Genomic DNA, 17,790 nt, shown 5'->3' on the forward strand with positions numbered 1-17,790 from the left:
TGGGTTCAGCGACCGGTCTTGGGAGCGAACGCGCGCGCGATGACCCGCGCGACGAGGTTCAGCAGCATGACCAGGACGATCAGGGTGAGGGCGGCGGCCCACGCGCGGCCGACGTAGGCCTCGGCGGGGATGCCCTGGTTCATGTACTGCGTGTACGTGAACACCGGGAGGGTCTGCATCCGACCGCTGAAGAGGTCGTAGTTCATCGATGCGGTGAATCCGGCGGTGATGAGCAGCGGCGCGGTCTCGCCGATGACACGGGCGATCGACAGCATGATGCCGGTCGTGATTCCCGCGATCGCCGTGGGGAGCACCACCTTGGCGATCGTGAGCCATTTCGGCACTCCCAGGGCGTAGGAGGCCTCGCGGAGTTCGTTCGGCACGAGGCGCAGCATCTCCTCGGTCGAGCGGACGACGACGGGGATCATGAGCACGGCGAGTGCGACCGATCCGATGATGCCCAGCCGTACGCCCGGCCCCAGGAAGATCGCGAACAGCGCGTAGGCGAACAGCCCCGCCACGATCGACGGGATGCCGGTCATGACGTCGACGAGGAACGTGATGCCGCGGGCCAGGCGGCGGCCCTCGCCGTACTCGATCAGGTAGATGGCGGTGAACACGCCGATGGGGATGGAGATCACGGCTGCCGCGAGCGTGATGAGGAGCGTGCCGATGATCGCGTGCAGCGCCCCGCCGCCCTCGCCGGTGACATTGCGCATCGAGGAGGTGAAGAACTCGGCGCTCCAGTGCGGTGCCCCCAGGCTCACGACGGTGATCGCGACGGAGACGAGCGGCACCATCGCGATGACGAAGGCGACGGTCACCAGTCCCGTGACGAAGCGGTCGACGGCCTTGCGCCGCCCCTCCACGATCCCCGAGATCGAGAAGACCAGCGCGAGGTAGACCAGAGCGCCGACCACTGCCCAGCCGGCGACGTTGAAGCCGCCGTCGCCGGAGACGGCGAGGATGCCGAACAGCACAGCAGACACGGCGAAGGCGGCGAGAAGCAGGAACCACGGGCTCCAGCGGGGGAGCTGCCCGTTGGTGAGGCGCCGATCTTCCGCGGGCGCCGTGCTCGGCGGAGTGAGGGTCGTGGTCATGTCAGTTCGCCCCCGAGAATTCCTTGCGCCGGCCCACGATGTAGCGGGCGAGCGCGTTGACCGCGAAGGTCACGACGAAGAGGATCAGGCCGGTCGCGATGAGCACGTTGATGTTCAGCCCGAACGCCTCGGGGAAGCTCAGCGCGATGTTCGCGGCGATGGTGTTGGGGTTGTCGGGTGTGAAGAGCTTGAAGGTGATGCCCCCCGACACCGACAGCACCATGGCGACCGCCATCGTCTCGCCGAGGGCGCGGCCGAGGCCCAGCATCGCGGCCGACACGATGCCGCTTCGGGCGAACGGGAAGACGGCCATGCGGATCATCTCCCACCGGGTCGAGCCGAGGGCCAGCGCCGCCTCCTCGTGGAGGACGGGGGTCTGCAGGAAGATCTCGCGGCAGATCGCGGTGATGATGGGCGTCACCATGACGGCGAGCACGATCGCGGCGGTGAAGATCGTCCGCCCCGTGCTCGACAGCGGGGGTGCGAACAGCGGGAACCATCCGGCGTTCTCCACCAGCCAGCTGTAGATCGGCTGGACGGCGGGGGCGAGCACGCCGATCCCCCACAGGCCGAAGACGACCGAGGGCACGGCGGCGAGAAGGTCGACGATGTAGCCGAGCGCCTGGGCGAGACGACGCGGTGCGTAGTGCGAGATGAACAACGCGACGCCCAGCGACAGCGGCACCGCCATCAGTAGAGCCAAGAACGCCGCCCACACCGTGCCGAACACGAGGGGGCCGACGTACGACCAGAAGTTGGAGGGGAGGATCGAGGCGTCCTCGTTGGTGGCGAACAGCGCCGGGACCGACTGCACGATCAGGAAGATCGCGACGGCCGCGAGCGTCACGAGGATCATCGAGCCGGCGAACAGTGCCGTTCCCGAGAACCAGCGGTCGCCAGGGCGCTGCTTTCCCCGAGGAGACGCGGTTCGGGTGACCGCGGGAGTGGTGGTCATGGGTTCGATTCTGTGGGTTCGGATCGGCTTCCGCACGGGTGCCCGGCCCGGTGGAACCGGACCGGGCACCTGAGGCGTTGTTACTGAATCGCCTCGATGGCGGCGTTCACCTGCTCGCGCAGGGTGTCGGAGATCGGCGCGCTGCCCGCGGCCTCGGCCGCAGCGTCCTGACCCTCGGCGCTGGCGACGTAGGTGAACAGACCCTTCACGAGTTCGGCCGTGGCGTCGTCCTCGTAGTCGGCGCAGCCGATCATGTAGCTCACGAGCACGATCGGGTAGGTGCCCGCCTCGGTCGTGGTGCGGTCGAGCTCGATCGCGATGTCGGTGTCGGCGCGGCCCTCTTCCTCGGGCGATGCGTCCACGACGGCCGCGGCGGCCTCCGGCGAGTACTCCACGAACTCCTCGCCCACCTGGATGGCGACGGTGCCGAGCTCGCCCGCACGCGAGGCGTCGGCGTAGCCGATCGTGCCCTGGCCGCCCTCGACGGCCGAGATGACACCCGAGGTGCCCTGAGCGGCCTCGCCGCCCGCCAGCGGCCAGACGCCGTCGGGCTCGCTCGTCCACACATCGGGCGCCGCCTGGAACAGGTAGTCGGTGAAGTTCTCGGTCGTGCCCGAGTCATCCGAGCGGTGGACCGGCGTGATGGCGGTGGCGGGAAGCTCGACGTCCTCATTCAGCGCCGCGATGGCCGCGTCGTCCCACGAGGTGATCTGACCGGCGAAGATGCCCGCGACGGTGGCGGCGTCGAGGTTGAGCGAGTCGACGCCCTCGAGGTTGAAGACCACCGCGATGGGCGAGATGTAGGTGGGGAGCTCGACGATGTCGGAGTCCGCGGCGCACGCGTCGAACGGACCCGCCTCGATCTCCTCGGCCTTGAAGGCGCGGTCGGAGCCGGCGAACTGGAACGCTCCGGCCTGGAACGACTCGCGGCCCGTGCCCGAGCCGGCCGGGTCGTAGTCGATGGTGAGGTCGGGGTTGACGGTCTGGAGCTCGGCGGCCCAGGTCTGCACAGCGACCTCCTGGGACGAGGCGCCGCCGCCGACGAGGTTTCCGGACAGCGTGCCGGCCGCCTCGGAGCTGCCCCCTTCCGGGGCGGCTTCGTTGGAGGCGCAACCCGCGAGCGCGAGGGCCGCGATCGCGGCGACAGCGCCCAGCTGGGCGAAACGAGTGATCTTCACGTGTTGGATCCTTCGGGTGTCGGAACTGTGTGGAACCCGGTGCAGGGCTCGCCAGAACGGTAGACAGCGGCTCTTAATCGATGGCGCTGCCCCGGTGAACGGCAGGTGAACGGGTCGGGGCGTCCCGACGCCGATCACACGCTCAGATGGCGGGCTCGTGCGTCTCGATCGCGACGATGCCCGACCCCGGATGCTCCGCCGACAGGTGCGCGACCGAGAACCCGGCGGTCGCGAGCGTCGATGCGCTCCCGAGGTACGAGCCGGCGAGCGTGCCGGTGGCGAGGGCGAGCTCGCTGAGGATGTCCGGAAGCACCGGCCGGTGGCTGCAGAGCACCGCCGCCCGTCGCGCGCGCACGCGCTCGCCGATCACCGTGCGGGGGTCGGCGGCGCCGTCCTCCCAGGCGTCCTGGCTCAGCAGCTTCGTCTTGTCGACCCTGATCTTCAGGGCCGCCGCGAGAGGAGCCACGGTCTCGACGCAGCGCACCGCCGGGCTCGACACGATCTTGCGGACACCGAAGGCCTGCAGCGGCCCGGCGACGGCCTGGGCCTGCGCCCGTCCGCGGGAGGTGAGAGGCCGATCGGCGTCGGCTCCCTTCCATCCGTCTCGCGGCTTCGCCTTGGCGTGCCGCAGCACGATCAGCGGGAAGGTGCGGAGGATCCCCTGCTCCAGCAGGGCGGAGAAGGCGTCGAGGATCTCGATGTCGACGGGGTAGCTCAGACGCTGACGCGCCTTCTTCATGCTCGTCCACTCGATCGCCGCGATCTCGCGGTTGGGGACGAAGGACGACGCCGCCACGGCGGCATCCGTCGCCTCCGCCGCCCAATAATGCACGATCTTCTCGCGCTTGTTGGGGAGCCGGTATCGCGAGATCCCCACGGGGACGCCGAGCGCTACCCGGACGCCGGTCTCCTCGTGGATCTCCCGCACCGCCGTCTCGGCGAGCATCTCGCCGGGGTCGACCTTGCCCTTGGGCAGCGTGATGTCGCGGTACTTCGTGCGGTGGATGAGGAGGACCCGGAGCTTCCCCTCGACCAGACGCCACACCACCCCGCCGGCTGCGTAGACGGCGGTTTCCGTCATCGCACCGCCCGCGCCCGACGCTGGCGAGACACCGACGCCATCGTCTTCTCCTGCAGGTCGACCAGGGGCTTGCCGTCCTCGTCCTGGCTGTGGCGCACCCACTCGCCGTCGTCTCTCAGGCGCCACGAACTGGTGCCGTCGCTCATGGCGAGGTCGAACAGCGCGTTCAGATCGTGCAGCTGCGCCGGGGCGGTCACGCGCACGAGAGCCTCGACGCGGCGGTCGAGGTTGCGGTGCATGATGTCGGCGCTGCCGATGTACACCTGCGGGTTGCCGTCGTTCTCGAAGGAGAAGATGCGCGAGTGCTCGAGATAGCGACCGAGGATGCTGCGGACGGTGATGTTCTCGCTGAGGCCGGGCACGCCCGGCTTCAAGGAGCAGATCCCGCGCACCCACACCTCGACCGGCACACCGGCCAGGCTCGCGCGGTAGAGCGCATCGATGATCTGCTCGTCGACCATCGAGTTGACCTTGATGCGCACGCGTGCGGGCTTGCCGGCGAGGGCGTTCCGGCGCTCCTTGTCGATCTGACGGATGAGGCCCTTGCGCAGATGCAGCGGGGCGACGAGGAGCCGCTTGAACTTCTTCTCGATCGCGTACCCGCTCAGCTCGTTGAACAGCCGGGTAAGGTCGCGGCCGACCTCGTTGTCGACGGTGAACAGGCCGAAGTCCTCGTACAGCCGGCTCGTCTTGGGGTTGTAGTTGCCCGTGCCGACGTGGCTGTAGTGACGGAGGACGCCGTCCTCTTCCCTGATGACGAGGGCGAGCTTGCAGTGGGTCTTCAGCCCCACAAGGCCGTAGACGACGTGGACGCCGGCCTTCTCGAGCTTGCGCGCCCACACGATGTTCGCCGCCTCGTCGAAGCGCGCCTTCACCTCCACCAGCGCCAGCACCTGCTTGCCCGACTCGGCGGCGTCGATGAGCGCCTGCACGATGGGACTGTCGCCCGACGTGCGGTACAGCGTCTGCTTGATGGCGAGCACGTGCGGGTCTTTCGCCGCCTGCTCGAGGAACGCCTGCACGCTCGTCGCGAACGACTCGTAGGGATGGTGCACGAGGACGTCGCTGCGACGGATGGCGGCGAACAGGTCGGCGCGGGAGCTGCCCTCCGTCGGCTGGAACGCCACGGCGGTCTTGGGCACGTGCGGCGGGTAGTGCAGGTCGGGGCGATCGATGCGCGACAGGTCGAACAGGCCGCGGAGGTCGAGGGGGCCGGGGAGGCGGTAGACCTCCTGCTCGGTGATGTCGAGTTCGCTCAGGAGCAGGTCGAGCGTGAGGTCATCCATGTCGTCGGTGATCTCGAGGCGGATGGGCGGTCCGAACCGGCGGCGCAGCAGCTCGGCCTCGAGCGCCTGGATGAGATTTTCGGTCTCGTCCTCCTCGATCGTGACGTCTTCGTTGCGGGTGAGGCGGAAGGCGTGGTGATCGAGCACCTCCATGCCTGGGAAGAGGTCGCCGAGGTGGTTCGCGATGAGGTCTTCCAGCGGCAGGTAGCGCACGGTGTTCCCGTCACGGGGCACCAGGACGAGGCGCGGCAGCATGGGCGGCACCTTCAGACGCGCGAACTCCTGCCGCCCCGACCGGGCGTTGCGCACGCGGATGGCGAGGTTCAGCGAGAGGCCGGAGATGTAGGGGAACGGATGCGCCGGGTCGACGGCGAGCGGCATCAGCACCGGGAACACCTGCGCCTGGAAGTACTCCGACAGCCGCTCGCGCTCATCGTCGGACACTTCGCTCCACGTCACCACCTCGATGCCGGACTCGGCGAGCGCCGGGCGCACGTGATCGGTCCACGTCGCCGCGTGCCGCAGCTGCAGCCGGTGCGCCTCGGCGGAGATGTCGGAGAGCACGTCCTGGGCGGAGCGGCCCACGTTGGTGGGGACGGCGAGCCCCGTGACGATACGGCGCTTGAGGCCGGCGACGCGCACCATGAAGAACTCGTCGAGGTTGCTGGCGAAGATCGCCAGGAAGTTCGCGCGCTCCAGCGTCGGCACCAGCGGATCCTCGGCGAGCTCGAGCACCCGCCGGTTGAACGCCAGCCAGCTCAGCTCGCGATCGAGGTAGCGGTTCTCGGGCAGCTGCGCGTCGGCTGCCTCTACGGCCTCGTCGAAATCGTCGTCGTCAGCGTCGCCGAGGCCGGCGTCGAGCACGTCGTGTTCGATCATCCCCACATCATTGCAGGGCGAAGGAACCAGCGGGTGACCCGTTGACGACAGTTCAGGACGAGCGGGGTGAGGACGCGGGCAGCTGGTCGTCCTCGTACACGTTGAAGCGGTACCCGACGTTGCGGACGGTGCCGATGAGCTGCTCGAGGTCGCCGAGCTTCGCGCGCAGGCGCCGCACGTGCACGTCCACGGTGCGCGTGCCGCCGAAGTAGTCGTAGCCCCACACCTCGCTCAGCAACTGCTCGCGCGTGAAGACGCGGGAGGGGTGGGTGGCGAAGAAGTGCAGGAGCTGGAACTCCTTGTACGTGAGGTCCAGCGGCTTGCCGTGCACCTTCGCGGAGTACGACGACTCGTCGATGGTGATGCCGGAGGTCTGGATGCGCGTGGAGACCTGCTCCTTCGACATGCGCCCGATCGCCAGGCGCACGCGGGCGTCGACCTCAGCCGGACCGGCCGTGACGAGGATGACGTCGTCGATGCCCCAGTCCGTGGAGACGGCCGTGAGGCCCCCCTCAGTGACCACGAGAACGAGCGGCGCGTCGAGGCCGGTGGTGTTGAGGATCTTGCACAGCGACTTCGCGCCGACGAGGTCGGTGCGCGCGTCGATGAAGATGACGTCGGCGCTGGGAGCATTGACCAGCTGGGCCGGCTCCGCCGGAATCTGGCGCACGCGGTGGCTCAGCAGCTCGAGCGAGGGCAGCACGGGACCCCCGCTCTGCGCGGAGCTCAGAACCAGAAGCTGTGCCAAACGGACCTCCCCGGACGCGGCGGACCGCGTCGATTCCCCACATTCTAGGGCGCGGAAGGCACCGCTCCCGCCGCGCCGGATGCGGCGGAGGTCGCTGGTGCGCGAGAATGACGGGATGTCCGTTCCGGAACTCGCGCCGCGGCGCACCGTGTGGGGCGTCGTCGCGGTCTGGATCGTCTCCGCGCTCGCCGGGGTCGCGATCGGTGTCTTCGTCCCCGAGCCGTGGCGCGCCGCGTGGCTCACCGTGGCCCTCGGCGGGATCCTCGCCCTCGCCTTCGGGGTGCAGCTCTGGTACGGCCGGTCGCACGAGTTCATCTTCCGCGTGGCGGCGAGCGTGCTCGGAGCGATGATCATCATGGCCGTCATCAGCGCCGGGTTCGGTCTCGCCGCGATCATCCCAGGCTGAACGGCACCCGGCCCCCGTGCCCGGTGGGATAAACTCGCGGCATGGATCTCGTCGCGCTCGAACTCTTCTTCGTGGGGTTGCTCGGCCTCGCGTCCCTCGCCATCGCGTTCGTGTCGGGCACCGTGGTCTGGAACCTCTTCCGCGGCCAGCGCTGACCGGCGGCGCGGCATGCTCGAACTGCCGACCGATCTGCCGGCCGATCTCGTTCCGCTCTCCTGGCTCGTGGGCGTGTGGGAGGGCACCGGCGTGCTCGACTACGCCGCCGCCGGCGAGCACTTCTCGGGGGAGTTCGCGCACCGCGTGAGTTTCAGCCACGACGGCGGCGGCTATCTCAACTACTCCGCCGACGCCTGGCTGCTCGACGGCGAGGAGCGCACGCCGCTCGTGGCGGAGATGGGCTACTGGCGTCTGAGCCGTCGCGCCACGGACGCCGATGCCGGGCCGGGCCTTCTTCCCGCCGTGGCCTCCGCCCCCGCGCGCACCGTCGACGACGTCGAGTCGCTGCGCAACGCGGAGGGCGGCTTCGACATCGAGGTGTCGCTCGTGCACGCCGACGGCGTGAGCGAGCTCTACCTGGGGCAGGTCCGCGGACCCCGGATCGATCTCGCGACCGACGCGGTGATCCGCACCGCCAGCGCCAAGTCGTATGCCGCGGCCACGCGGATGTACGGGCTCGTCGACGGGCACCTCCTGTGGGCCTGGGACATCGCCGCGCTCGGCGGTGAGCTCGCGTCGCACGCGTCGGCGCGACTGGCACGAGCGGAGTGAGCATGGATATCGCAGCAATCCCGGGGGCCGTCTCGGACGAGCGCGGCCTCCGCCATCTCGGCAACCCCTTCGCCGAGCAGCGCTCGCTCGCCGCCGGCGGCGCGCTGGCGCCGTTGGGCGACCGGCGCGTCGTCACCGTCGCCGGCGAAGACCGGCTCTCGTGGCTCGATTCGCTGTCGTCGCAGGCTGTCGCGCATCTGCCGGCGGGGGTCTCGACCGAGCTCCTCATCCTCGACCCGCAGGGTCACGTCGAGCACGCCGCATCCGTCGTCGACGACGGCGCCACGACGTGGCTGATCGTCGACGCCGCGGATGCCGCGGGCCTGGCCTCCTGGCTGCAGCGGATGCGATTCCGCCTGCGTGTGGAGATCGCCGAGCGTCCGGACCTCGAGGTGGTCGGCGGCACCGCTGCCGCGATCGCCGCCGTGACGCCGGTCGCACCGGCCGGCATGCCGGTGCTGTGGCGCGATCCCTGGCCGGAGGTCTCACCCGGCGGCCACGCGTACGCCACCGTGGCGGCGCATCCGGGCGCCGAGCGCGACTGGGTCGAAGCCGTCGTCGATGCCGAGGAGGCGGCGCGAGTGGCGGATGCCGCCGTGTCGGGGGCGGTGACCTTGGCCGGTCTCGACGCCGCCGAGGCGCTCCGCGTCGCGGCGTGGCGCCCGCGGGTGGGCGTCGACGCCGACGAGCGCGTGCTGCCCCACGAGCTGGACTGGCTGCGCACCGCGGTGCACCTGTCGAAGGGCTGCTACCGCGGTCAGGAGACGGTCGCCAAGGTGCACAACCTCGGACACCCTCCGCGCCGGCTCGTCGCACTTCAGCTCGACGGCAGCGACAGCATCCTCCCGGCACGCGGCGACGCGGTCCGCGCCGGAGAGACGGTCATCGGCGCCGTGACCTCCGCCGCGTGGCACTTCGAGGACGGTCCCATCGCCCTGGCGCTGGTCAAGCGCACCGCCCCCGCCGACGTCGACCTCGTCGTCGACACGGAGCAGGGCGCCGTAGCGGCGGCGCAGCAGGTCGTCGTACCGGCCGATGCCGGCGCGACGGCGTCGGTGCCGCGCCTTCCCCGGCTCTCCCGCCGAACCTAACCCCTCGACTCGCCAACAAGCGTCGTTTCTTGACGCGAAAGTCGACGGATGCTGGCGAGTCGACGGGTCAGGTCGGCGCGATTGCCTCCCACGGCACGCCGACCTCACCCAGGCGCCACCGCGCCCGCCCGACGAGCGGCCATCCCCGAGCGGCCAGGGCGTCCAGTGCCGTCCGCCAGCGGTGCACCGGGCCGAAGGGGGCGACGACCGCGGCCCGCTGCCACTCGTCGTCGAGGCCCTGCAAGAGCGCGTGGATGCGCTCCCCGGGCACATTGCGGTGGATGAGGGCCTTCGGGAGGCGCTCGGCGGCGATCGCCGGCGAGTCGAGCCCGGCGAGACGCAGCGAGATCGTGAGCGAGCGCGGTGCGGCATCCGCGCCGATCTCGACCCACGTCACGATCCTGCCCCGCTCGTCGCACGTGCCCTCGACGAGCACACCGTCCGGCGACAGACGCGCGGCCATCCGCTGCCACGCCGTCGCCACCTCCGCCTCGTCGTACTGACGCAGCACATTCATCGCGCGGATGACCGCGGGGCGGCGACCGGGCGGCAGCGGCACCTCGAACCCGCCGCGGACGAACGTCACCCGTTCCCGTGTGCGCGGCGGAGCGAGGGCGAGCTGCGCGCGGGCGCGCGCCACGCGGTCGGCGTCGATCTCGATCCCCCGCACCTCCACGTCCGGACGCGCCGGAGCGAGCCGCGCGTACAGCTCGAGAGTCGTGACGGCGCTCGCCCCGAACCCGAGGTCCACGACGAGCGGATCGTCGGCGCGGCGCAACGCGGGGTGGCGGGCGATCCAGCGGTCGACGCGGCGCAACCGATTGGTGCCGGTGGTGCCGCGCGTGACCTGACCCTCGACCCCCGTGCGCACGCGCCCCATGATGCCAGGCCGGGTGGCACGCGATCGATAGGATGGCGGCATGAGCGCCCCCTACACGTTGATCCTGCTGCGCCACGGCCAGAGCGAGTGGAACAAGACGAACCAGTTCACCGGGTGGGTCGACGTGCGGCTCACCGACCAGGGCAAGGCCGAGGCCGCCCGCGGCGGCGAGCTGCTGGCCGAATCCGGCATCCTGCCCGACGTCCTGCACACCTCGGTGCTCAGCCGTGCCATCCAGACCGCCGACATCGCGCTGGACGCGGCGGACCGCCTGTGGATCCCGGTCAAGCGCTCCTGGCGCCTCAACGAGCGCCACTACGGAGCCCTGCAGGGCAAGGACAAGGCGCAGACGCTCGAGGAGTTCGGCGAGGAGCAGTTCATGCTGTGGCGCCGCTCATTCGACGTGCCGCCGCCTCCGCTCCCGGCCGACGACCAGTACAGCCAGGTCGGCGACCCGCGCTACGACGGCATCGACGGCGAAGTGCCCGACACCGAGTCCCTGAAGATCGTCATCGACCGCATGCTGCCGTACTGGCACGGCGAGATCGTGCCCGACCTGAAGGCCGGCAAGACGGTCCTCGTGACGGCGCACGGCAATTCGCTGCGCGGTCTCGTGAAGCACCTCGAGGGGATCAGCGACGACGACATCGCCGCGCTGAACATCCCCACCGGCATCCCGCTGGTGTACACGCTCGACGAAGACCTGAAGCCCCGAGGCGCGGGCGAGTACCTCGACCCCGAGGCCGCCGCAGCCGGCGCCGCGGCGGTCGCCGCGCAGGGGAGCAAGTAGCCCGAATCGACGCGAGAGGGCGGATGCGACAGCATCCGCCCTCTGCTCGTCGGTGGTGTTCAGCTCGTCGGCGCGTCGACCGGGACCGGCTCGGCCGTCCAGTCTCCGGTGGCGAGATAGACGACCTTCTTCGCCACCGAGACGGCGTGGTCGGCGAAGCGCTCGTGGTAACGGCTGGCGAGCGTGGCGTCGACCGTGGCCATGGCCTCGCCCTTCCAGTTGTCGCCGAGAACCTTCTCGAACACGCTGATGTGCAGCTCGTCGATGGCGTCGTCGTCGTTGCGGATCTCCTCTGCGAGGCCGAGGTCCTCGGTGCGCAGCAGCTCGGTGAGCTTGCGGGCGACAGAGACGTCGAGCTCTCCCATCCGGATGAAGGTGCCCTTCAGGCCCTTCGGGATCGCGCGCTCGGGGAAGCGGGAGCGCGCGAGCTGCGCGATGTGCTCGGCCATGTCGCCCATGCGCTCGAGCGAGGCGCTCACCCGCAGCGCCGTGACGACGATGCGGAGGTCGCGAGCGACGGGCTGCTGGCGCGCGAGGATCTCGATCGCCAGCTCGTCCAGCGCCACCGCTTTCTCGTCGATGATGCGGTCGGCCTGGATGACCTCCTCGGCGAGGGCGACATCACTGCTCGAGAACGCCCGGGTCGCGCGGTCGATGGCGACGGTGACCAGTTCGGCGATCTCGACCAGACGGTTCTGCACGTCCTCCAGCGACTGGTGGAACACTTCGCGCATCGCGCAACCTCCTGAAATCCGCGGCACGGCACACCCGCCGCGACTTCCGCGATTGTTTCCCGCGATGGTGAACGGACGGTGCCTCCGAGGTGAATAGTAGCCCTCGGAATCGGCTCGGATCCCGCCACCGGCCGAGAGCGGTCGAACGGCGCCCGTACGCTGGGGGCATGGATCAGACGCAGCTCGCGCTGCTCGCTCTCCTCCTCGGGATAGCGGTCGGCGGCTCCGTCGTCCTGCTCCTCGCGTGGGCGGTGCGCGTCCGCGACCGCCAGCGCGCCCGCACCACCACCGAGCTGCCGGAGGGGGTGACCGAGGTGCTCCGCGCCATGGACGACCCCGCCTTCATCTCGGATACGTCCTCCACCGTGCTCGCCGCATCCGCCCCCGCAGAGGTGTTCGCGATGCGGGTGGGCGCCGTCCTCCCGGACGAAGACCTCCGCCGCGTCGCGCGTACCGCACGCGACAGCGGGGCGCCGGTCACCGAGAACCTCCGCCTGCGCCGCGGCGCGGCCCCCGCCGAGCCGCGCCTGGTCGCCGTGCGCGCGACGTCCATCTCGCCGCGGCTGACTCTCGTCGTGCTGCGCGACATCACCGAGCGCGAGCGCGTGGAGGAGATGCGTCGCGATTTCGTCGCCAACACCAGTCACGAGCTGAAGACGCCCGTCGGCGCGGTGAGCCTCCTCGCTGAGGCGATCGAGTCCGCCGCGGACGACCCCGCCCAGGTGCGGGTCTTCGCCGCACGCCTGACCGCGGAGGCGGGCCGTCTGGGAGCCCTGACATCGCGCATCATGAGCCTGTCGCGGCTGCAGGCCTCCGATGAGCTGAAGGAGGTGCGCGACGTGTCGGTGGACGAGGTGGTGACGGCGGCTGTCGAGTCCCACGCGATGCAGGCGGACTCCGCGTCGGTCACGATCGTCCGCGGCGGCACGCGCGGTCTCTACGTGCGCGGTGATGCACAAGTGCTCACCGAGGCCGTCGGCAACCTCCTCGCCAACGCGGTGGCCTACTCGGCCGCGGGATCGAGCGTCGGGGTCGGGGTGAAGGATGCCGGCGGCATCGTCGAGATCGCCGTGACCGATCGGGGGATCGGCATCCCGGAGGGCGACCAGCAGCGCATCTTCGAGCGGTTCTACCGGACCGACCAGGCCCGCTCGCGCAGCACCGGCGGCACGGGCCTCGGTCTCTCGATCGTCAAGCACGCCGTGCAGCGCCACGGCGGGGAGGTGCGGCTGTGGTCCCGGCCAGGGCGCGGCTCCACGTTCACCATCCGCCTGCCTCTCACTCCCGCGCCCGAGCGGGAACCCGCCCGCCAGAAATCCCGACGCAAGAGCCGCAAGTCCGCGGCCCGCGCCACACCCGTGAAGGGGGAATCCGCATGAGCCGTGTTCTGATCGTCGAGGACGAACCCGACCTCGCCGACCCGCTGGCCTACCTCCTACGACGCGAGGGCTACGAGGTCGAGATCGCCGAGGACGGACCGGCGGCGCTCTCGGCGTTCTCCGAGCGCGGCGCCGACATCGTGCTGCTCGATCTCATGCTGCCCGGCATGCCCGGGACCGAGGTGTGCCGGCAGATGCGCGCGGGCTCGACCGTCCCGATCATCATGCTGACGGCGAAGGACTCCGAGGTCGACATCGTCGTCGGTCTCGAGCTCGGCGCCGACGACTACGTCACCAAGCCCTACTCGGCGCGGGAGCTCCTGGCCCGGATGCGGGCGGTGCTGCGCCGCTACGCGCAGATCGAGGCCGACCTCGACGACCGCGTCCTCACCGGCGGCCGCGTGACCCTCGACATCGACCGCCACACTGTCGCGGTCGACGGCGGCGAGATCAACATGCCGCTCAAGGAGTTCGAGCTTCTCGAGGTGCTCATGCGCAACGCGGGGCGCGTGCTCACGCGCGGCCAGCTGATCGACCGGGTGTGGGGGACCGACTACTTCGGTGACACCAAGACGCTCGACGTGCACATCAAGCGCATCCGCTCGCGCATCGAGGAGAACCCGAGCGACCCGTCGATGCTCGTGACGGTGCGCGGCCTCGGCTACCGATTCGAGGCCTGAGGCCCCGGGGCCCGCGAGCGGCTACGGGAGCAGCTCGTTGTAGTAGTCGAGCGAGCCGTCGAGCACCGGCACCTGCCACAGCACGCCCTCGGCGTCGCCGGACTGGAAGTAGACGGGGACCGTCGATCCGGGAAGACCGCCGACGTCGTCGATGTTCAGCGGCGGGGTGTCGTCGGAGGGGTTCCCCAGGCTCACCGTCGACTTGGCCGGCACGCGGACTGTCGCCTTCTGAGCGTCCGAGCCTTCCCCGATCTCGACGTTAAGCGTCTGGCTCTCGTCCGTCTCGTTCACGATCGCCGCGATCATGTTGCCCTCGCCGCCGTCCTCGCCCGTCACGAAGAGCACGTTGCGCACCTTCAGCGGGCCCGAGGAGGGGATGTTCACCCCGTCGGCGGGGGAGTACTGGATCGTGGTCGCCTGCGTGCTGACCAGGGCGCAGCCGCTCGTCCCGAGAAGGACGGCGGCGCCCAGAGCGACGGACGCGATGAGGCGCGAGTTCACAGATCCTCCCGATGGGGCAGTCGACTACCCCTGCATTCTATGGGGTAGCGGGCCGCCGCCACGTGCCCTCGCGCGCGAGCCCCGGGCGCAGGCGGAGAACCTTAGCGCATACTCCGCTGTGGTAGACTGGACGTTGCCGAAAGGACATAACTGCATGCTTTTTGAGGTTGGCGAGACCGTCGTCTATCCGCACCACGGAGCGGCCACGATCATCGAGGTCAAGGACCGCATCATCAAGGGCGAGACGAAGAAATACCTGAAGCTCAACGTCACGCAGGGAGACCTCGTCATCGAGGTGCCCGCGGAGAACGTGGATCTGGTCGGCGTCCGCGATGTGATCGGCAAGGAGGGCCTGGACAGGGTCTTCGAAGTGCTGCGCGCCCCCTTCACGGAGGAGCCCACAAACTGGTCCCGTCGGTACAAGGCGAACCTCGAGAAGCTCGCCTCGGGTGACGTCATCAAGGTGAGCGAGGTCGTGCGCGATCTCTGGCGTCGCGACCAGGATCGTGGGCTCTCCGCGGGTGAGAAGCGGATGCTGGCCAAGGCTCGGCAGATCCTCGTCTCGGAGCTGGCCCTGGCGGAGAAGACCGACGAGGAGCGCGCCGGCGTCGTCCTCGACGAGGTCCTCGCCTCCTGACGTCGCGCTAGCGTAGGGGCGTGAGCATTCCGCCGGTCCCGGCCGTCGCCATCATCGTCGTGGCCGCCGGCTCCGGCAGCCGGCTCGGTGCGGGCGCGCCCAAGGCCTTCGTCGGCATCGACGAGCGCTCCGTGTTGCGCCATGCCCTCGACGGCGTCTTCGCCGCCGCGCCCTCCGCGCAGGTGATCGTCGTGGCCCCGGCCGAGCGGGAGGGCGACGCGTTGACCGAGACCCTGGCCGCATCCGGGCCCTCCCGGGACCTCGCATCCGTCGTCGTCGGTGGAGCGAGCCGCCAGGAATCGGTCGCGGCGGGATTGCGGGCAGTCTGGCCCGACGTCTCCGTCGTGCTCGTCCACGACGCCGCACGCGCCCTGACACCGCCGGACGTCTTCCGGCGGGTGCTCGACGCCCTCGCCGACGGATCGGCCGCGGTCGTGCCGGCCCTCCCGGTCGTCGACACCCTCAAGCGGGTGGAAGGCGAGACCGCCGTGGCCGCCGTCGACCGGTCCGAGCTCGTCGCCGCCCAGACGCCGCAGGGCTTTCCCCGCGTCATCCTCGACGCCGCCTACGCCGCAGCCGACCGGGAGTTCACCGACGACGCCGCCCTCGTGTCGGACGCGGGGCACCCGGTCACTGTCGTGCGCGGGGATGCGCGCGCCTTCAAGATCACCACCCCCGACGACCTCGAGCGCGCGCGGGCGCTGGTCGCGCCGGTAGGCCAGAGCCGCGTGGCGCTGGAGCAGCCGCATCCGCTCCCGCGGGTCGGGGTCGGCACCGACGTCCACGCTTTCAGCGCGGAGGGGCCGCTGTGGCTCGGAGGCGTGGAATGGCCGGGCGAGCCGGGGCTGTCGGGCCATTCCGACGGCGACGTCGTGGCCCACGCGATCGTCGACGCGCTGCTGTCGGCTGCGGGGCTCGGCGATATCGGTGCGCACTTCGGCACCGATCGCCCCGAGTTCGCCGGCGCGCACGCCGACGTCTTCCTCGCGCACACGCTCGGCCTCGTCGGCGAAGCCGGATGGCGCATCGGCAACGTCTCGGTGCAGTTCCAGTCCGCCCGCCCCCGGTTCGCGGCGCGGCGCGGCGAGGCGGAGGCGGCGCTGTCGGCGGCCCTCGGCGGCGCGCTGGTGAGCGTGAGCGCGACGACGACCGACGGTCTCGGGTTCGCCGGCCGCGGCGAGGGCGTGGCCGCGTTCGCCGTCGCGCTGCTCGTCCCTGCCTAGCGGGTCGCACGTCTCGCTCACCCGCACCGTTTGGCGGTTTCAGACCGGCGAAAGCGGCAGATCGGTGCGGGGGAAGCGGCGCCTCAGAGGCGACGGGTCATGAAAGTGGAGAGCGGATCGGGCGCGTACGGCTCGAAGGGGGCGCACTCGACGAAGCCCTCGCTGGCGTACAGCGCGCGGGCCGGTGCGAACTCGGCGGCGCTTCCGGTCTCCAGCCACACGCTCGTCATGCCGCGAGCGCGTGCCGCGGCGACGAGGTGACGCACGAGCGCACGCCCGATGCCGCGGCCGAGGAACGCGTCGACGACGCGCATCGACTTGATCTCCCCGCGATGGGCGTCCAGCGCCTTCAGCGCAGCGATGCCGGCGAGATCACCGTCGACGCGGGCCGCCCAGACCGTGACATCCGGATGCTGCAGCTCCGCCGCGCCCAGCGCGTGAACGCTCTCGGGAGGAGTGGCCGCGAGCATCCCGGCCAGGTGCGTCGCGACGAGGGCTCGGGTGTCCTCCGACGACAGGTCGTCGACGTCGATCTGCAGCGTCATCAGCCCTCCACCGCGAAGGGCCGCGGGTCACGGGGGGCGCGCGAGCCCCACGCGAGCACGACGAGGCCGATGCCGAGCACGACCAGCCCGGCGATCGCCGCGGGCGACAGGCGCTCGCCGAGGAGCGCGATTCCGAGGATCGCGGCGGTGAGGGGCTCGGCGAGCGTCAGGGTGGCCGCCGTCGAGGCGGTCAGGCCCTGCAGTCCCCACGTGAACAGCGTGTAGGCCAGCGCGATGGTGGCAAGGCCCAGCCACATCGACATCGTGAGGCCCGACGGGGTCGCGGCCCACCGCAGATCGACGAACGGCACGACCGCCGCGGCCACGATCGCCGAGCCCGCCCCCATCGCCCCGGCCACGGTGAACGGGTCCCACCCGCCGTCCATCAGCCGCCGCTGGGCGTTGGCGAAGACGGCGAAGGACGCACCGGCTCCGATCGAGCCGGCGAAACCGATCGGATCGGCACCGGCCTGCCCCGCGTCGCCGCCGAAGGCGAGGACGACGACGCCCGCCAGTGCCAGGGCGGTGGCGACGATCCACGTCGCGCGGGGGAGGCGGCGGGTGAGCGCCCACTCCAGCAGTCCCGCGATCACCGGCGCGGAGCCCAGCGCGACCACCGTGCCCACGGCCACGCCGTTGCGCTCGGTGCCGAGGAAGAACAACGGCTGGTACACGGCGAGGCTCACACCGGTGAGCGCCATGAGGCCCAGCGCCCGGGCATTCCACCGCGGCGCGCCGGCCCGCCGACGAGCCCGTAGGCCCGCGGAAAGGCCGACCACGGCAAGCGCGGTCCCGCCGATGAGCAGCCGCATCGTGCCGACGCCCAGTGGTGTCGTCTCGGCGGGTCCGAGCGCCTGCGCCGTCCCGGTCGTTCCGAACAGCATCGCGGCGAAGACGACGGCGAGCACGGCGGGCATCCGTCCTTTCTA

Annotated in this window: 19 protein-coding genes; 8 read left to right on the top strand and 11 right to left on the bottom strand. The window is 70.7% G+C overall.

The genetic code is table 11. The features are described 5' to 3' along the window. Positions 1-5: 5 nt before the first annotated feature. The 6 genes from pstA to ACTU3I_RS08470 all read right to left on the bottom strand — a co-directional run bounded on the left by pstA (position 6) and on the right by ACTU3I_RS08470 (position 7,227). Positions 6-1,100, bottom strand: a complete 1,095-nt coding sequence (pstA, locus tag ACTU3I_RS08445) for a phosphate ABC transporter permease PstA (RefSeq protein ID WP_442925216.1) — start codon at positions 1,098-1,100, stop codon at positions 6-8. Position 1,101: 1 nt separating this feature from the next. Further along, the gene (pstC, locus tag ACTU3I_RS08450; protein ID WP_442925217.1) at positions 1,102-2,055 is read right to left on the bottom strand and encodes a phosphate ABC transporter permease subunit PstC; all 954 of its coding nucleotides are present in this window, start codon (positions 2,053-2,055) and stop codon (positions 1,102-1,104) included. Between the two features lie 80 nt (positions 2,056-2,135). Beyond that, the gene (locus ACTU3I_RS08455; protein WP_442925218.1) at positions 2,136-3,233 is read right to left on the bottom strand and encodes a phosphate ABC transporter substrate-binding protein PstS; all 1,098 of its coding nucleotides are present in this window, start codon (positions 3,231-3,233) and stop codon (positions 2,136-2,138) included. A gap of 142 nt (positions 3,234-3,375) precedes the next feature. Beyond that, positions 3,376-4,314 carry an NUDIX hydrolase gene (locus tag ACTU3I_RS08460; RefSeq protein ID WP_442925219.1) on the bottom strand — a complete coding sequence of 313 codons (939 nt, stop codon included), beginning with the start codon at positions 4,312-4,314 and terminating at the stop codon, positions 3,376-3,378. Next, positions 4,311-6,479: an RNA degradosome polyphosphate kinase gene (locus ACTU3I_RS08465; protein ID WP_442925220.1), complete on the bottom strand. Its 2,169-nt coding sequence runs from the start codon at positions 6,477-6,479 to the stop codon at positions 4,311-4,313. The genes ACTU3I_RS08460 and ACTU3I_RS08465 overlap by 4 nt, the downstream gene beginning before the upstream one ends. A 52-nt stretch (positions 6,480-6,531) precedes the next feature. Then, positions 6,532-7,227 carry a response regulator transcription factor gene (locus ACTU3I_RS08470; protein WP_442925221.1) on the bottom strand — a complete coding sequence of 232 codons (696 nt, stop codon included), beginning with the start codon at positions 7,225-7,227 and terminating at the stop codon, positions 6,532-6,534. A gap of 115 nt (positions 7,228-7,342) precedes the next feature. Here ACTU3I_RS08470 and ACTU3I_RS08475 point away from each other — a divergent pair, with 115 nt between their 5' ends. From ACTU3I_RS08475 to ygfZ, 3 genes are all read left to right on the top strand, one after another. After that, positions 7,343-7,633, top strand: a complete 291-nt coding sequence (locus ACTU3I_RS08475; protein ID WP_442925222.1) for a hypothetical protein — start codon at positions 7,343-7,345, stop codon at positions 7,631-7,633. A gap of 168 nt (positions 7,634-7,801) precedes the next feature. After that, the gene (locus tag ACTU3I_RS08480) at positions 7,802-8,401 is read left to right on the top strand and encodes an FABP family protein (RefSeq protein ID WP_442925223.1); all 600 of its coding nucleotides are present in this window, start codon (positions 7,802-7,804) and stop codon (positions 8,399-8,401) included. Between the two features lie 2 nt (positions 8,402-8,403). Beyond that, positions 8,404-9,492 (top strand): CAF17-like 4Fe-4S cluster assembly/insertion protein YgfZ, encoded by a 1,089-nt coding sequence (gene ygfZ / locus ACTU3I_RS08485; protein ID WP_442925224.1) that lies wholly within the window; start codon positions 8,404-8,406, stop codon positions 9,490-9,492. Positions 9,493-9,559: 67 nt separating this feature from the next. Here ygfZ and ACTU3I_RS08490 read toward each other — a convergent pair whose 3' ends face one another. After that, positions 9,560-10,372, bottom strand: a complete 813-nt coding sequence (locus ACTU3I_RS08490) for a class I SAM-dependent methyltransferase (RefSeq protein WP_442925225.1) — start codon at positions 10,370-10,372, stop codon at positions 9,560-9,562. 40 nt (positions 10,373-10,412) lie between these two features. Between ACTU3I_RS08490 and ACTU3I_RS08495 the strand changes: the two genes are divergently transcribed. After that, positions 10,413-11,162, top strand: coding sequence for a phosphoglyceromutase (locus ACTU3I_RS08495; RefSeq protein ID WP_442925226.1), 750 nt, complete (start codon positions 10,413-10,415; stop codon positions 11,160-11,162). 59 nt (positions 11,163-11,221) lie between these two features. Here ACTU3I_RS08495 and phoU read toward each other — a convergent pair whose 3' ends face one another. After that, positions 11,222-11,896 (bottom strand): phosphate signaling complex protein PhoU, encoded by a 675-nt coding sequence (phoU, locus tag ACTU3I_RS08500; RefSeq protein ID WP_442925227.1) that lies wholly within the window; start codon positions 11,894-11,896, stop codon positions 11,222-11,224. A 167-nt stretch (positions 11,897-12,063) separates the two neighbouring features. Here phoU and ACTU3I_RS08505 point away from each other — a divergent pair, with 167 nt between their 5' ends. After that, positions 12,064-13,275, top strand: coding sequence for a sensor histidine kinase (locus tag ACTU3I_RS08505; protein WP_442925228.1), 1,212 nt, complete (start codon positions 12,064-12,066; stop codon positions 13,273-13,275). Beyond that, positions 13,272-13,955, top strand: a complete 684-nt coding sequence (locus ACTU3I_RS08510; RefSeq protein ID WP_442925229.1) for a response regulator — start codon at positions 13,272-13,274, stop codon at positions 13,953-13,955. Before ACTU3I_RS08505 ends, ACTU3I_RS08510 begins: the two co-directional genes overlap by 4 nt. 21 nt (positions 13,956-13,976) lie before the next feature. Here ACTU3I_RS08510 and ACTU3I_RS08515 read toward each other — a convergent pair whose 3' ends face one another. Further along, on the bottom strand, positions 13,977-14,456 hold the full coding sequence (locus ACTU3I_RS08515) for a DNA modification methylase (protein ID WP_442925230.1): 480 nt from the start codon (positions 14,454-14,456) through the stop codon (positions 13,977-13,979). 154 nt (positions 14,457-14,610) lie between these two features. On the opposite strand from ACTU3I_RS08515, the gene ACTU3I_RS08520 reads away from it, so the two are divergent. Then, complete coding sequence (locus tag ACTU3I_RS08520) at positions 14,611-15,093, top strand: CarD family transcriptional regulator (RefSeq protein WP_442925231.1); 483 nt, start codon at positions 14,611-14,613, stop codon at positions 15,091-15,093. 20 nt (positions 15,094-15,113) lie between these two features. Beyond that, positions 15,114-16,316 (top strand): 2-C-methyl-D-erythritol 4-phosphate cytidylyltransferase, encoded by a 1,203-nt coding sequence (gene ispD, locus ACTU3I_RS08525; RefSeq protein ID WP_442925232.1) that lies wholly within the window; start codon positions 15,114-15,116, stop codon positions 16,314-16,316. Positions 16,317-16,399: 83 nt separating this feature from the next. On the opposite strand, the gene ACTU3I_RS08530 is transcribed toward ispD, so the two are convergent. Together ACTU3I_RS08530 and ACTU3I_RS08535 are read right to left on the bottom strand one after the other, a co-directional pair. Next, positions 16,400-16,861, bottom strand: a complete 462-nt coding sequence (locus ACTU3I_RS08530; RefSeq protein ID WP_442925233.1) for a GNAT family N-acetyltransferase — start codon at positions 16,859-16,861, stop codon at positions 16,400-16,402. Further along, positions 16,861-17,778, bottom strand: a complete 918-nt coding sequence (locus tag ACTU3I_RS08535; protein WP_442925234.1) for a DMT family transporter — start codon at positions 17,776-17,778, stop codon at positions 16,861-16,863. Before ACTU3I_RS08535 ends, ACTU3I_RS08530 begins: the two co-directional genes overlap by 1 nt. Positions 17,779-17,790: the final 12 nt, after the last annotated feature.

The organism is Microbacterium sp. RD1, assembly GCF_052220165.1.
Lineage (GTDB): Bacteria > Actinomycetota > Actinomycetes > Actinomycetales > Microbacteriaceae > Microbacterium.